A 14,852-nucleotide genomic window follows, 5' to 3' on the forward strand; every position below is an offset into this window, starting at 1 on the left:
GGGTTGGGTGGCGTGGTCATGGGTGTGGGGTGGGGTGAGGGCTGGCGGCGGGGCTGAGCAGATCGTGGATGAGGCGTTCTGTTTCCGGTTCGAGGGGGCAGTTGAGGGTGCGGTTGATGTGCTGGAGGCGGGTGATGGCGGTGTGGAGTCCTGGGCGGTTGCCGGCGGCGTGTTCGATGCGCATCCAGTCGCGGTAGAGCTGTTCGTTGCTGTCGTCGGCTTCGAGGCCGGCTGCGATGGCATGGCGTGCCTTGGTGAGGTCGTGCTGGGGGCTGGTGAGGGTGCGGTAGCGGGCGGCGGTGTGGGCTGCGTCGACGATCCTGGTGATCATTTCTTGTTGGAGGGGCTGGGCCCAGGGCAGGGGTTGGGTGCCGAAGGGCCGCCCCCTGACGAGGCTGAGGGCTTTCTCCAGGTCGGGTAGGCCGTCTGGGCCCAGGGATTGGGCGCGGTCGGTGAGGTGGAGGAAGCGGGTCCAGTCGCAGCGGATGTGAGGGGAGAGCTGGTAGGGATCGTCTGCGGTGTGGCGGCGGGGGACGTAGGGGTGGCCGCTGGGGTCGTCGCCGAGGGCGCGGCGCAGGCCTTGGAGGCGGGCGTTGAGGGTGGTGGTGGACCAGGGGGTGTGGGGGTCCATGTCGGCACACAGGGTGTCGGCGCTGTGGTGGGGGCGGAAGTAGAGCAGGGCGGCGAGTTGGGCGATGCGGGGCCCGTGGCCGCCTGTGTGCACGCGGTCGACCTCGAGGGGGCCCAGGACCCGGATCTCCGGCGCGCCCGGATCACGCGCCGCATCCTTGCCGCGCCCGCTCGTGGTGGGACGGGCGGGCGGTGCGGGGGCGCGGGTCGGGTGTGCGGTGTGCTCCCTGGAGGGGCCGGTGGCGGCCGGGTTGCCGGCGGCGCTGCCGGACGGGCCGGGCCCCTGCGTTGGCGGTTGCGGCAGGTCGGGGGCGGCGAAGGCGGCCAGCAGGGCTGGGAACACGCTCTCCCCGGCGCTTTCGGATGCGGCGGGCGGGGACGTTCCGCGTCGGGTGTTGGCCGCGGGGTGCGCGGGGGTCCTTGCCGGGTCGGGTGCGGGTGGTTGGGCCTTGGATGTGTCCGTCGTGGGGGTCCGGGGTGTGTCGGTGCTTGGGCCGGTCGGGTCGGGTGGGGGGAGGGTGGCGGTGAGGCGCTGGTAGGCGGTGTGGTGAAGGCGTTGCAGGGTGATGTCGGTGTCGAGGAAGGCGGCGGGCTGCGCTGTGGTGAGGGCGGCGTTGAGGGTGGGAGCGGCGGGCAGATGCGTGGCCGCGCCGTGGGCGGGGGCGATCAGAGTGAGGGGGATGTGGCGGGCGGTGGTGGTGAGGGCGGCGTACTGACGGGCGGTGTCGGTGTCCAGGGCGGTGGTGGACAGCAGCAGGTGGGGCCGCAGCGTGGCTTGCGGCCTCTGGTGGGCTTCGAGGAGCTGCTCGGTGACCTCGCGCAGGGCGTCGGCCGGCTGGCGGAAGTGGGCGATGCGGCCGGCCGGGAGCAGCTGCGTGAGCCCCTGACCGAATCCGATGGCGGTGATGTCCGCCTCGGCGGCCCACGGGGTCAGGGCGAGTTCGAGGGCGAGCGCGGTACACACCTCGGTGATGGCGGTGGCCTCGCCGTGGAGGAGGAGAGCGGGCAACTGGGCGAGGTTGGCCAGGATCAGGGCGCCGGTGGTGGCGGTGGTGCCGAGGGTGACCAGCGCTGGATACGGGGCTGGCACGTCGCGGGCCTCCTCCTCGTCAAGCAGGTCGGCGTCGGCGGGCAGTAGCCACCATCCGTCGCCTCCCTCGGTGAACGGAGGCGGGGGCGCTGGGGCGGGCGCCTGGGGCAGGACGGCCACGGCGCGGGGTGTGATCCGGGCGGCGCGCAGAGCGGGAGGTTGCGGCCGGCCGTTTCTGGCTGCCCGGTGGGCCAGGGTACGCAGCGCCAGGTCCAGGCGGGCTATATCGGCGACCTGGCCGGCCGCTTCGTGCTGCGTGTGAGCGCGGCCAGGCACCGGTGCCGGTGCGCGTTCGGTGTGCGGTGCGGGGGTGCGGTGGCGTTGCCGCATGCGCCGCCGGGCGAGGATGCCGGCGACGGCGGCGGCGAGCAGTGCCCCGGCGCCCGGGCCAGGGGCAGCGTGGGCAGAGGGCGGGCTGCGGACGGCGTGCCGGTCTGTTCGGGTGCGCGGGTGCCGTCCGGCGTCGCGGGTGGGGGCTTTGTCTCGGAGGTGCTGCCGGTCGGGTGTGCCGGTGGTGGTGTGGTGTCGGCCGTGCCGGGCTGCCGGCTGGCGCCGGGAGGGGTGTTGTCGATGCGTTGGTGGATGTCGAGTTGGGGTGCGGTGAGGTCGAGGATCTTCGGCTCGGCGAGGGTGGTGCCGGTGGGCAGGGCCAAGTCGGGGTCGCGCGCGTCGATGGCGGACACCGTGCCGGCCGTGCCGGTTGTGGTGCGGTCGGTGGGGGGATGAGTGGCGGCTGCGGGCATGGCGGTGAGGGCGGCCGTGGCCGCGGCGATGAGGGAGGTGGCGAGGGCGGGCAGGCGGCGCACCGGGGAACACCGCCGAGGATGGGCTAGCGCAGCGCCGGGCGGGCAGGGGCCGGGGGGACTCATGGGCTGATCCTGAGGGTGGCGGTGTCGAACAGCGGCAGTTGCAGGTCGACGGCCGTGGTGGCGGCGGGCGGGGCGGGGAACTGCATGAACACGCTGACGCTTTCGTGGGGCCGAAGCGAGGTCAGGCCGGTGGTGGTCAGTGGCCGGCCTTCGGCGTCGCGCAGTACGTAGTAGCGCTTGCGGTGGTGGAAGTCGATGAGGGTGGCGCCGGCCAGGGACTGGCCGGTGCGCAGGACGTGGCGTTCGGTGCCGCGCAGTTCGGCAGGGACCACGGTTGTGTCGTCGCCGTTGTTGGCGAGCGTCCCGCGCACGGTGAGGAATCCGCTGGGATCGCGGTCGGCCTCGGTGATGGTCAGGGCCAGCCGGTTCGGTCCGGTCAGCCGTGCCAGCGGCTGTTGCTGCGGCGTCGGTGAAGCGGAGGAACGGCCGGCGGGTGCGGTGGCCGGCGTGCGCTCGTGCTGTCCTGTCATGTCGGCGCAGCCGGCTGCACCGAACAGGACAGCAGCCACCGCCGCTGCCGCCCTGGCCGCGTGCAGGAGACGGGGTGGTGGGGTGCGGCGGGGGATCACCGGTGCTCCCGGGGGCGGGGCCAGACGGTGATGGTGTCGCCGTCGAGGGTGACGCGGCGGCCGGGGAACTGGTGGCGGACGAGGCTGAGGTCACTGAGGTCGTAGTCGCTGCCGGCATGCAGGATCACGGCGTCGTCGATGCGTGAAACGGACAATGTTGCGGCTGGCCACCCAATGGCCGGTTCTGTTTCGTCATTGCGAATGGCGTCAGTTGTGTGTGTCACCTTTGCATCCTCAATTAGGTGTGTGACATTGGTATTTGCTGCGTGAGTCTGCTGGTGTGGAAGGAAATCTAGTGCTTCGCGTAAGCAAATGTCAAGGGGTGTCGGGTGGTAGTTGCAGGGCTGCGACATTTCATCCGGCCCCGCGCTCGGGGCCGTTACAGGTCGGTCCACGGCCGGGGCGTGCCGCCGGTCAGCGGTATCCACACGTCGCCGGTGGGGCCGTGGGATTCGAGGTCTTCCAGGACGGCTGCGCCGAGGGGGACTTGTGCGGCGAGGGCGGCTGCGAGGGGGTGCTGGGCGGCCATGGCTGTGAGGTCGCTGATGCGGTGGTCGAGGGTGGTGCGGGGGGCTGCGGTTAGCACGAACAGCACGCGGGGGAAGAGCGGGTACCAGCGTAGCCAGCCGGGGCCGGCCGAGGGCGGCTGGCGGGGGCGGACGGCGGGGTGGGGGTGGTAGGTGAACAGGCGGGCGTAGTCGATGAGTTTGGCGGCGAGGCGTTCGCCGGCCATGGTGGCGCGGTCGACTTCGATGAAGGCCCGTAGTTTCGTGCGGTGTTCGCCGTGGTTGCGGGTGTAGTGCATGACGGCGTCGGCGATGAGGGCGGTGCCGTCGCCGAGGGTGTGGCTGACCTCGGGGGTCCAGTCCAGGTGACCGTGCTCGTCGCCGTGGTGGCGGGCGTCGGTGACGAACGCAAGGTGGGTGCGGACCACGGTCAGGGTGTGGGGTGTTTTCAACGCGGCGGCGGCGTTGGAGCTGATCGGACGTGGGGGACGGCCCCGTAGTTCGGGGAAGTCGCGGGCCAGGCGGGCGCCGTCGGGCGTGAGGTACCAGGCGCGGGAGCGGTTGGAGCGGGGCAGCACGGTGGAGGCGACCAGGCCCTGTCTGCGCAGCTTGTTCAGGGGCTGGGAGATGGCCTGCCGGGTGGCGTGGGGCCGCAGCAGGGTGTGGAGCTGGCCGGTGGTGGCCATGCGGTGCTGGGCGAGGGCGGCCAGCAGCTGGTGCGGCAGCGGCTCGATCGGGGAAGGCCCGCGCCCGGCGAGGGAGGGCTCGCGCCTGGTGGGTGAGGGGCAGGGGACCTGTCCGGTGGGGGAGGGGTCCTGTCCGGTGGGTGGGGTCGTGGGGGTGTGGGTCACTGGTATCCCTGGGACGGGTGTGTGCGGCGGGTGGGGGTGTGCTGGGCGAGGAAGCGGGCGACGCGGCTGTGCTGGGCGGCGGCGGCGTGGGTGAGTTCCTCCAGAGGCCGGGATCCGGCCAGGGCGCGGGCGGCGTGGTTGAGGGCTCCGACGGCTTTGGGACGGGAGTGGTGGGCGAAGACCTCGTCCAGGTGCGGGCCGGTGATTTTCACCGGCCCGATCCGGCGGCCGCTGACGGTGGCCGAGAGGTAGTGCTCGAACTTGTTGAGCAGGGCGACCTCGTGGGCGCTGGGCCGCTCGCCCCATTCGGCGGTGATCGGCGCGAGGGCGGTGGTGGAGCCGGCGGTCGAGGAGAGGGTGGAGGCGTTCTGTGTCAGCGACATCCGCACCGCGGCCGGGAGGCGGCCCAGCAGTTGGGTCATGCCGTGCACGCTCACCCGGTACTTGCGGAAGTCCTCGAACATCGCGGCGATGGTTTCGGGGGCGGCGCCGGTCAGGGTGATCAGCTCGTCGAAGTACAGCCGGAACGGGCGCCGCCTGCTTTCGGGCGTGTCGCGGCGCGAGCGCACCGCGCGCAGCAGGTCGCGGGCGATGAGTGCGGTCAGCAGCCGGTCGGTGGGACCGTTCCCGGCCGGGCACACCCACACGATCATCCCGGTGTCCATCGCCGCCCGGCTGTTGTAGATGCCGGTCGGCTGGCCGAGGAAAGCGCGGGTGACGGGGTGGGCGGCCAGCCGGGCGAGCGGGTTGATGACCACGGCGAAGGCGTCCGCGGGCAGGGTGGGGAACACCGTGGTCCACCAGGCGTGGGTCTCCGCATCCAGCCGGTCGGCCACCGCGGCCAGCGCCGCGGCCCTGAAGCCGGGGTCGGTGATCAGGGCGCGTAGGTGGAAGAGGGTGGCCTGGTCCTCGCGGCGGCCGGCCTGGCAGGCTGCCTGGTTGACGGCGGTCAGGACGGCCAGGGCGGCGGTGAAGATGGTCAGCGCCCGGGGTGCGGTGGTGTCGTCCCAGCCGAGCACGGAGGCGAACGCGTCGGTGACCGCCTCGACGACATCGTGCGGCGCCTGCCCTCCGTGCATCGCCAGCGGATTCCACGAGCTCAACAACGGGGCGCGGCTGGAGGTGTTGAGGTCGATCAGGGCGATGCGCGTCATGAGGTCCTCGTGCGCGAGGAAGGGGGCGGCGCGGGGCCAGGAGTCGCGGTGCGGGTCGAGGAACAGCAGCCCGCCGCCGGCGTGGGCCCAGCCGACGGCCTGGGCGAGTGCGCGTTCGGTCTTGCCGCCGCCCGCCTTGCCCACCGCGCACTCGAACAGGGTCTCGTCTGCGTTGGTGGCAACCAGACGCCTGCGGCCGTCCGGCCCCTGGTAGATGCCCTGCAGCAACAGCTTCGGTGTGCCGAAGGCGAAGGTGGGCAGGTCACCGGCGAGCAGCGGCAGCCGGCAGTGCACGGTGGGCGGTTTGAGCAGGCCCGTCAGCTCTTCCAGGCGTACCCAGTTCGCGCGCGGCGGCCGGCACTGCCCCAGCTTCCAACGGCGTTCGAAACCGCGCCGGGTGGGCCACTGGTCGGCGCCGATGCGCCACGGCCCCAGCCGGATCCCGCGCATGGCCCACCGCGAGCGGCCGCCGAACACATCGAGGGCGGCCTGTAGTTGGGCCAGACGGGCCTGGGCGCGGCCTTCGGTGTTGGAGGCGCACATCACCAAGAGCTGTGCGCGCACGAGGTGGTCGTCCTCGGCGAGTTTGCCCAGTGCCTTGGCTGGATCCACCCGGCGCGGCACCGGCGGCATCACCAGGCGGCGCCCGGCAGCAGCGGCGGGCCTGTCGCTGAGCAGCTGGCGCAGCTGCGCGCCCAGCGAGTCCTCGATGCCGTTCGCGTCCTGGCGCACCCAGCGCGCGGCCCGCTCGGCCTCGCGCTGTTCCACCCGGCGCGCGGCACTCATCAGCTGCCCACGGCGCACACGCAAGACCCACTTGGGCGCACGCTGGATGTCCAGGCGGATTTCGGCGAGGTCGCCCAGTTCAGCGCGCAGGTCGCACACGGCGTCGACCAGGGGTTGCAGGGGGTCGGGGCTGAGCGGTACCTCGCGCAGCGGGGCGGTGGGTGTGCCGCGCAGGATGAACTCGGCCCGCACGGTGTGCCGGCGGGGCTCATCGGCGATCGGACGGGCCCGGTGGACGGTGACGTGCTGCCCGAACGGGGCGATGGACAAAAGACGTTCGCCGCCGGCCGGCCCCTCGACCCGGTAGCGCAGCGGCGCGCTGCCGTCCGCACGCAGCCTGATCTGCACCGCCTTCGACCGGCGCGGCGCCCACCAGGGCATGCTCGTCGAGGCACGCGCCAGCTGTACCCCGCGGCGGAAGATCTCCTCCAAGCTGGGGTCGAAGCGTGGGCCGGGGACGAGCTCGAGGGCCATCCGCTCGGCAGAGATCCTCTTCGCCAGGCGGCGCACCACCTGCTCGCCCACGCCCCAGGCCACGGCGACGGCCAGGGCCGGCACATACCAGTGGTCGTGAAGCCAGCCGGCCGCCTCCACGAGCCAGCTGATCAGGCCAGGGACCTGACCGGAGGCCGTTAGGCAGGCCTGGTCGCTCAGATACGGCGCTGCACCGTCCATGTCGATTCACCCTTCTTCGCTGAAGTCGCTCGCGTGACCTGCAGGTCGGTGATGCGGTAGTTCGGTGGAGGGGCCGCCGCGGTCGGCGCCGATGGCTTCGGTGATGCGCGCAGCAGGGCCAGCAGGACCGGCTCGCGGCCCGGACTACGGTGGTGAGCAAAAGCAGAAGCAGCGGTGAGCGTGCTCGGCTGGCGGCGGTCATAGCAGTCGGGCCCCTCCCGTGTATCCGGGCATCGTGTTGACCGCGTCGACCCGTACGGCGGTGGCCGGCCGGGGCGCGTTGACCATCTGGCCGCCGCCGAGGTAGATCCCGACATGGTGGATCGTTGCGTCGCGGCCCGGGACGCGGGCGAAGAACACGAGGTCACCGGGCTTCAAAGCGCTCGTGCCGAGGCCGGCGGCAATCCGCCTGCCGACGCCGGCTTGGGCGGCCGCGGTGCGCGGCAGGCGGATTCCGACCCTGGAATAGGCGTAGAGGGTCAGCCCCGAACAGTCGAAGCCCTTGATGTGTGCGCCGCTTGAACCTCCCGGCGAGCAGCAGAACCCGTAACTCTTGCCGCTGGTGCTGCCGCCGCCCCACGAGTAGGGCACGCCCCGCTGCGTGAGCGCCGCCTCGATCACGGTGCGGGCCCTGGCGGAGATGTTCTTGAGCTCCGGGTCCTTGGCAGCCACCTGGTACTGGTCGATGAAGCCCAGCACGCCTGCCACGTACGCGTTGGAGTGGTTGTACTGGAAGATTGCCGCTTTGAGCTGGGCGCGCTTGGACAGGTCGCGCCCGTTGCCGCACAGGTGGATCGCTGCCCCAAGGGCGGCGTCGTCGGCGTTGTGCGGGTCCGCCTGCCGGTCGCCGTTCGCGTCCTTGCCGACGTCGTTCCAGGTGGAGGGGAGGAACTGGAACGGGCCGACGGCGCGCTCGCCTTGGGCGGTACCGTCCCAGCGGCCGTTGTCGGTGTCCGAGAAGACGGTGGTGTTGCCGCCCGCGCCTGAGCCGTTGAGTAGCACTCCGTAAATCCTGGGGCGGATGTCACCGCCCGCGGAGATGGTGCGGCCCACCGCGTGGTGGGACTCGGCCTTGGCGATGCCGGCCAGGATCGGCCAGCGCATGCCCCGGCACGTCCGCGCGGCGCGGCCCACTTGTCGGGCTGCCTTCTTGTAGGCGGTGAGCATGCGCGGGGGAATGTCTGCGGCTGTGCCGCCAGCGGCGATCGCGCCCTCGGGCTGTGCGCCCGGATTGAGTGCGACGTAGGCGCTGATGGCGTTGCCGACCGGAGCGGCGCAGCACACGGCGGCGAACAGCAACAGCACGACCCCGCAGACCCACCGCCCGAAACGGCGTCGGCTCGGCTTCACTCCTGTTCACCGCCTGAGCCCTCGGCCTGCCAGCGCTCGCGCATTTCGCGCAACGCCTGGGCTTGGCGCGTCCGCTCCTGCGACCGCTCAGCCGTACCGCCCGCCGCAGGCCGAGCCGGCGGGCCCTGCATGGCGCGCGCCAGCTCCGGGTCCACCCGCGCGACGTTCGCGATCGTCTGCCGCCTCAGTTCTGCGGGATCGTCGAGCAGGCGCTGCAATGCCTCCGGTGAGCCCAAGAGGCCCGAACGCCGCGAGGCGGCAGCCGGGGGGCCGCCGGCGGCACGAGCAGTTGCTGTTCCTGCCGACGTGGCGCTCGGCCGTGTGGCACCGGCGGGGCCCGTCGTGTCGCGCCCCGTGGCCCTGGTGCCCAGGCGGCGGCCGGGCACGGGGCCCGGGCCGTCGCGGTTGTCGGTGCGGTTACGGATCACTTGGGCGGTGTGCCGCCCCATGTCACCCCACGCTCGCCGGTCTTCGCGCACGGTGTTGCGCCAGACCTGCACCTGCTGGCGGGCGTCCTGGGTGTAGCGCGAGCCGCTCTGCCGGGTCCGGCGCACGTTGGCAGGCAGCCCGACGGTCGCCCCGTAGGCGGCTCGTCCGCTCCGGTTCAGGATGCGGTACCCGCGCAGCCGCACCAGCTGGTTGTGCGCGCGCGTGGACAGCAGGGTCCGGTCGGTTTCCTGGTCGTGCAGCACCTGACCGGAGTCGCGGTCGACGACCTGCCTGTCGGCATTGCGGTACCGGTCGGGCGGACCGCCGGGCAGGGGCGGCCCGGTGCCGCCCGAAGCCGTGGTGCCGCCGGGCGGGCCACCTGCGTGCGGGTCGCCGTCGGCGGTGGGCTTGCGCCACTTGGCCAACTGCACCGTGTCCGGGCGCTTACCGATCATCAGCCAGTGCGCGCCCTTCGCGCCGAGCCGTGCTCCCAGCCCGCCCACGGCCGCGGCCGTGGTGAGCGGCGCCAGACCGCGCCGGGCCTCGTCGCCCGCATCGGCGAGCATGGCGCCGGTGTCCACCGGCATGCCCGCCCCGTCGACCACAGACGCCAGCGCGCCCATCAGCCGCTGACGGGTGCCGAGCATTCCGAACCTGCCCCCGCCGCCGGTGAAGGAGCGCAGTCCGCCGCTGTACCCGCGCAGCGCCGCGGGGGAGTTCATGGCCAGCGCGGCGCCGAGCTCGGAGGTGTCGCCGGGCAGGTGGGTGCCGCCGACCTTGGCGTAGCGCATCCGCATGGCCATGCGCCGGCCGAAGGAGGTGATCCCGGTCAGCAGGCGGCGGTGCCCGGCCGCGCCGGCGATGGCGAGGACGTCGATCAGCAGGATCCGCTCCACCATCAAGTCGGGCCCGTCCGTGACGGTGGCGTCCACGGCGATTCCGAAGAGCGATACGAACGCGCAGATGCCCACTATCGCGAGCACTGCGATGCCCCACAGGGACAGCCACTTCCACACCGCCTGGCGGGGCGGCCCGGGCAGCATGGCGGCGATGAAGGTGAGCCCGCCCGCGGCCGCGGCCCCGGCGCAGATGCCCTGGGTGCCCAGCAGCACGATCGCGGACGACAGCAGCATGCCGCAGATGAACAGCGCGGCGATCAGCAGCAGCGCGGCGCCGCCGACCCGCCACCAGGTGGGCTTGTGCGCGTAGGCGGCGCACGCCTTACCGACGTCGCCTGCTTTCTTCATGTCGGCGAGGAATGCGGCGAACTCCTGGTCTTCCTCGGTGACCACCGGGGGGGGCGGCGTCCAGCAGTTCACCGCCCGGGGTCAGCGACGGCAGCTCGCCGCTGCCCGGGTCGTCGTCGTTGTACTTCAGGCAGTGCTCTTTGGCCGGGCCCGCAATGTGGCTGCACGCCTCCTCGGCGTCCCTGGAGGGGCCACCGGCCTGGTAGCCGCCGATGACCCACTTCAGGTGCACGGCGTAGGCCTTGCTGTCGGACTTCTTGGCCGGGTCGAGGATGCGTCCGTACTGCAACAGCATGTACGGCTTCACGATCAGCGCGTTGGTCACCGAGTCCTGAAGCGGGCGGGCCACATCGGTTGGCTCGACGGGTGCTGCGGCCTCGCGCTCCAGGCAGGTGATCTCCGCGTTGCCGGCCAGGTCGTCACACGGGCCATAGCCGGCGAGTTTGCCGCCCCAGTCGTAGGAGTTGACGGTCTCCTGGGCCACCTCGGCGGCCAGCTGCTGGCCCTGCCCCAACGGCCCGTCCTGGGTGAGGAGATAGTCGGGGCGGACAAACGCGGAGGCGGCGAACGCTGCGATCAGCAGAGTCAGGAAGATCTCCCCCAGACCGCGCCCGACCTTTCCCAGCACGATCATGAACCCGGCGAACACGAACGCCCAGGCCAGCAGCACACCCTTCAAACCGAGGGCGTCGACGACCACGCTCTGGTAGGCGTCGGCGGCCTTCTGCGCCGGTCCGCTGAGGATCCTCAGCAGTGGGAAGGCGAAGGCGACTTCGATCGCCCACCCCGCCAGCCCCACCAGGAGCCGGATCAGGGTGAACAGCCCGGACAGGGCGAAGGCGAGGGAGTGCGTCTTGAAGCTGACGATGGAGCCGCCTTCGGCGTTCAGCTCGTAGCCGTTGATCGGCACGCCCTCGGACGAATGGATGTTGAGCGGTGCGAGCAGGTCTGCCGTCTCGCCTGTGCTGCCGGCCGCGTACACGACCTGGCTGTTCACCAGGACGAACACGGCCGTGAGCAGCACCACGAAGGCGGCCGAGCGCACGGTGGCGCGGTCTGGGCGCAACATTTCAGCGCCGCCTTCGGTCAACCGCGCCCCGGCTGCGGCGCCGCCACACCGCCAAGGCGGCCAGACCGGCTCCGGCTGGCACCAGCCTCCATGTCTCACCGGCGGCATCGTGCTCAACAGAGGCGGTGCCGGTGTTGTCGCGCGTGCAGTACGCCTTGGCCGGGCCCACGATCAGGTCGCAGGGATCCTCGCGGGGGGAGGGAGGTTGGGATTGGGCGGCGAACGCCGCTGCGGTGCGCGGCGACCACGACTCCGGCAGGCTCGCCCCTGCAACCACAGCGAGCATGGCGGCCACAAGGGTGATCACCGTCAGGATCCTTGTCACGCTGGCCACACGCCGGGGGCGAGACGGGGAGAGAGAAGAAGTGGCCATCAGAATGGCTCCTTCGGCCGGACGGTGCCGGGGGTGCTGGCGGGCGCGGTGCTGGCGCTCGACCGGCTGCCCGGAGTCGTGGTGATAGCCGTGGTGATGCGGGGGATGCGGGGAATGACCGCCTTGACGCGGCCGGTGTTCTGCCGCGGGCAGGCCAGCAGGAACTCGCCCTCGCGGCCGCGTTGACCCACCGGGGACAGACCGGTGGTCACCAGCCGCAGCAGTTCGCCGTCGTTCGGGTCCAGGCCGACGAACTCCAGGCCGCGACGGGCGCGTTCGCGATCGGTCGTGCGGGCCAGCGCCCGGTAGGCCATCAGGCCGCGGTCAGGGCCGAGTTCGGCGGCGTCGTGACTGCCCGCCACGAGCCCGGCGCCGTGTTTGCGGCCGTCGTGGAGGATCTCGTGGACCAGGGCGGTGCCCTCGGCAGACGAGGTGAGCCAGTACAACTCGTCCAGGACGACCGCGCAAAACCGTGCAGGGTCCTCGAACGCCCGCTGGCGGGCGATCGCGGCGATCAGGTAGAGCACGGCGCGGCCGATCAGTGCTTCCAGCGGCTGCTGGTGCAGCACTTCGGGTTTGTCGAAGGCGGCTCTCGGCGGCAGCTTCAGCCCGGCTGTGGTGATCACGATCATGTCGGAGGCGCTGGAAGCCTCGAGCCGCACGGGGGGCAGCGTCGGGTCGAACACCATCGCCGCGAGCGGGTTGGTGGCCACGACACGCAGGAGACCGGCCAGAGTGGCGGCCGTGTCCTGGCGTTTGCCGCCCTCGCGCGCCGCGATGTGCTGCAGGACCTCAAGGACGCGGTGCATGGAGGGCCGCTCGCCGCTCGCGGCCTGCTCGACGGCGTGGTGCAGGACCTCCCCGCTGGTGCTCATCGGGCCGATGCCGAGCTGCAGGGTGAGGTAGGACAGGGCGTAGTGGCGGGCCTGCGGGCCGTCGAACATGCGCAGCGGGTCGATCGAGGCCTCGGCCCGGGCGGCGTCGATGATCTGGCAGCGGCCCGCGGCCGCATTGCGGGCGAAGGCGGCCCATTCCCGCACCGGAGTGCGGTCGATGCAGATCGCGGCCCCGCCGCGCGCCCACACCGCCTCGCAGATCAGTTTCTGCAGGACGCTCTTGCCGGCGCCGAGGTCTCCGACGACGCCCATGGACGCGGACGCGTCCTGCTTGGGCGCGTCCGCCACGTTGATCATCACGGGGCGGGTGGTGCCGCAGTCCAGGTCGATCCCGAGGAACATCCCGTTCGGATCGCCGACCTCACCGAGGGTGAAGGCACCCGACAGCGCCCAGTCCTCGGAGACCTGGTGCTGGGTGAACTCCCGCACCACGCCCGGGCATACAGTGCCGGGCAGGCCGAGCGTGAACAGCGTCTCCTGCAAGCCGGCCGGGCGCACCGCCCGATAGTCGGCGCCGGACAGCAGCGCCACCAGAGCGCGGGCGCGGGCGTCGCAGATCGCCGCGGTCGGTCCCCACACGGTCAGCACGGTCACCGACTGCACCTCGACCTCGACGCTGGTGCGTGACAGGCGGGCGTCCAGCTCGCCCAGGTCGCGGGCGGCCTCGGTCAGCGAGGTGGGCATGCCGGTGGGGCGGGCGTCGTACTGGTCGGCCTGGTCGACAAGTTCGTTCTTCTTGCGCCGCACCTGATCGCGCGCCTTGTCCGCGGGCACGAGCGTGAGGTCGACGGTGTAGTCGACGGGGAAATCGAGCGTCTCCAGCTGGGCGAACAGGTCGGCCGCGTCGCGGCGGACGGCGGGCGGGCACTCCGCCAGCGCCAACTGGGCCTGGTAGCCGGTGCCAGCGTCGGACTCGATCTGCAGCCAGCGCCGCCGCAACGGCGAGGACGTCCTCAGCCGCCACCAGGCCGCGCGGCCCGACCGCGTGAGGTGGCCCGCGCTCGTGAGGTCCTCAGCGTCGTCGAGGAAGGGATCGATACCGCCTTCCTGTACCCGCACATGGCCCAGGTCGGCGTAGCTGGGGGAGTGCAGCACCCCTTCCCGGACCTGCCCGCCGTAACCGGTGCTGGCCTCGGCCTCGGCCAGCAGCGGCTCGTCCAGGCCGCGGTGCAGCGCGTGCTGGATCATCCACACGATCTCCGCCGGACGGGCCGCACGCCATGCAATACCCCCGGCCAGCGCGGCCTGAACACGCGCGGCCTGCGCGTGGTAGGCGCTCACTTCCCGCCGCGCCACCGGCGCCGCCCGCATGCCCAAGACCGGGGCCAGATCCGCCCACCCCGCGCTGAACGGGGCGGTCAACTTCCCGCCGGCGCCATGGGTGTGCAGGGGGACGGCCAGCCACAACGTGCGCCGGTGCATCTCCTGCCCGTCCAGCAGTTCCAAGGTGGCGTCGACGTTCTCCACCCACGGGTGGGCGGCGGGGCCCGGCGCCGTTGCGGGCGGCTCGATGCCCTCGATCATGCGCAAAGCGATCTCACCCGGATCGACCTGCGCGCACAGCCCGATCAGACGCGGCGCACCGGACAGGGAACGGATCAAGTGGGTGGTCCGGGCGAGCTGTTCATCACCGACCGCGGCCGGCACGTAGCTGCCCTGCACTCTCTCCTCACCGCGGCCGCTCTCATCCGGGCCGGGATGCAGCCGATAGACGGCCCACACACTGCCGTGCGTGGACCACACCAGATGCCCGGCGATATGACGAATCGGCACCCTCACCGCACACCCCCGCCCTGCTCGGCCAGCGCATACAGCAGCTGCTGCACCCCCGACACCGGCCGCACCGACAACACCGGCTTCGGCTGCGCTGGTACCGGATGCGGCCGGGCACAGGCGCACAGACGTGCCGCACGGCGGCGTGGACGCCGGCCGCCACGGGGCGTCGCACCGCGGGTCGGCGCGGCTGCGGCGGCCAACCTGGGCGAGGCGGCGGGGGCGCCCTCGAGGGTGAAACCGCCGAGCAGCGCCCGGCCGGCGCGGTCGCGGGCTGCGCGCCCGCTGATCCGTCCGCCGGCCGGCTGCACGGCGAGCAGTGCCCAGCCCCAGGCAGCCGGCAGCGGGGCCCGCCCCCTGATCTTCGGGCGGCGCACCGTCCAGATGGCCAGTACCCAGGCCACGATCGGGACCGGGCCCATCCACGACCACCACCCGAACGTCTTGATCAGAACAAAACCGCCGCCGACGGCGAGAGCGATCTGAGCGGGCGTGTAGGGGCCCAGCGGGATCCTCCAGTCGGCGACCTTGCCAAGCACCCAAGGGTGGCGGCGCGCGCCGGTGTAGTAGCGCCCCATCCGCACC

12 protein-coding genes are annotated in these 14,852 nt (G+C 72.3%); all 12 read right to left on the minus strand.

Features of this window, described 5'->3' with window-relative positions; genetic code table 11:
• Window positions 1-16: 16 nt before the first annotated feature.
• Window positions 17-1,840, minus strand: a complete 1,824-nt coding sequence (locus EJ357_RS46635) for an AfsR/SARP family transcriptional regulator (RefSeq protein WP_126398787.1) — start codon at window positions 1,838-1,840, stop codon at window positions 17-19.
• A gap of 101 nt (window positions 1,841-1,941) precedes the next feature.
• The gene (locus EJ357_RS46640) at window positions 1,942-2,526 is read right to left on the minus strand and encodes a hypothetical protein (RefSeq protein ID WP_126398789.1); all 585 of its coding nucleotides are present in this window, start codon (window positions 2,524-2,526) and stop codon (window positions 1,942-1,944) included.
• Between the two features lie 59 nt (window positions 2,527-2,585).
• Window positions 2,586-3,059, minus strand: coding sequence for a hypothetical protein (locus EJ357_RS46645; RefSeq protein ID WP_228472835.1), 474 nt, complete (start codon window positions 3,057-3,059; stop codon window positions 2,586-2,588).
• 95 nt (window positions 3,060-3,154) lie between these two features.
• The gene (locus tag EJ357_RS48775; RefSeq protein WP_175647781.1) at window positions 3,155-3,313 is read right to left on the minus strand and encodes a hypothetical protein; all 159 of its coding nucleotides are present in this window, start codon (window positions 3,311-3,313) and stop codon (window positions 3,155-3,157) included.
• 224 nt (window positions 3,314-3,537) lie between these two features.
• Window positions 3,538-4,398, minus strand: a complete 861-nt coding sequence (locus EJ357_RS46650) for a replication-relaxation family protein (RefSeq protein WP_228473246.1) — start codon at window positions 4,396-4,398, stop codon at window positions 3,538-3,540.
• A gap of 113 nt (window positions 4,399-4,511) precedes the next feature.
• A complete protein-coding gene (locus EJ357_RS46655) occupies window positions 4,512-7,130 on the minus strand; it encodes a P-loop NTPase family protein (protein WP_126398793.1) in 2,619 nt (872 codons plus the stop codon).
• A gap of 198 nt (window positions 7,131-7,328) precedes the next feature.
• Window positions 7,329-8,480, minus strand: a complete 1,152-nt coding sequence (locus EJ357_RS46660; RefSeq protein WP_126398795.1) for a C40 family peptidase — start codon at window positions 8,478-8,480, stop codon at window positions 7,329-7,331.
• Window positions 8,477-10,201, minus strand: a complete 1,725-nt coding sequence (locus EJ357_RS49980) for a hypothetical protein (protein ID WP_228472836.1) — start codon at window positions 10,199-10,201, stop codon at window positions 8,477-8,479. Before EJ357_RS49980 ends, EJ357_RS46660 begins: the two co-directional genes overlap by 4 nt.
• Complete coding sequence (locus tag EJ357_RS49985) at window positions 10,131-11,225, minus strand: hypothetical protein (RefSeq protein WP_228472837.1); 1,095 nt, start codon at window positions 11,223-11,225, stop codon at window positions 10,131-10,133. Before EJ357_RS49985 ends, EJ357_RS49980 begins: the two co-directional genes overlap by 71 nt.
• Window position 11,226: 1 nt before the next feature.
• The gene (locus EJ357_RS46670) at window positions 11,227-11,532 is read right to left on the minus strand and encodes a hypothetical protein (protein ID WP_228472838.1); all 306 of its coding nucleotides are present in this window, start codon (window positions 11,530-11,532) and stop codon (window positions 11,227-11,229) included.
• A 65-nt stretch (window positions 11,533-11,597) separates the two neighbouring features.
• Complete coding sequence (locus EJ357_RS46675) at window positions 11,598-14,273, minus strand: ATP-binding protein (RefSeq protein ID WP_126398799.1); 2,676 nt, start codon at window positions 14,271-14,273, stop codon at window positions 11,598-11,600.
• Window positions 14,270-14,845 carry a hypothetical protein gene (locus EJ357_RS46680; protein ID WP_126400951.1) on the minus strand — a complete coding sequence of 192 codons (576 nt, stop codon included), beginning with the start codon at window positions 14,843-14,845 and terminating at the stop codon, window positions 14,270-14,272. The genes EJ357_RS46675 and EJ357_RS46680 overlap by 4 nt, the downstream gene beginning before the upstream one ends.
• Window positions 14,846-14,852 lie beyond the last annotated feature (7 nt).

This window comes from Streptomyces cyaneochromogenes (assembly GCF_003963535.1).
In the GTDB taxonomy this organism is placed as follows: Bacteria; Actinomycetota; Actinomycetes; order Streptomycetales; family Streptomycetaceae; genus Streptomyces; species Streptomyces shaanxiensis.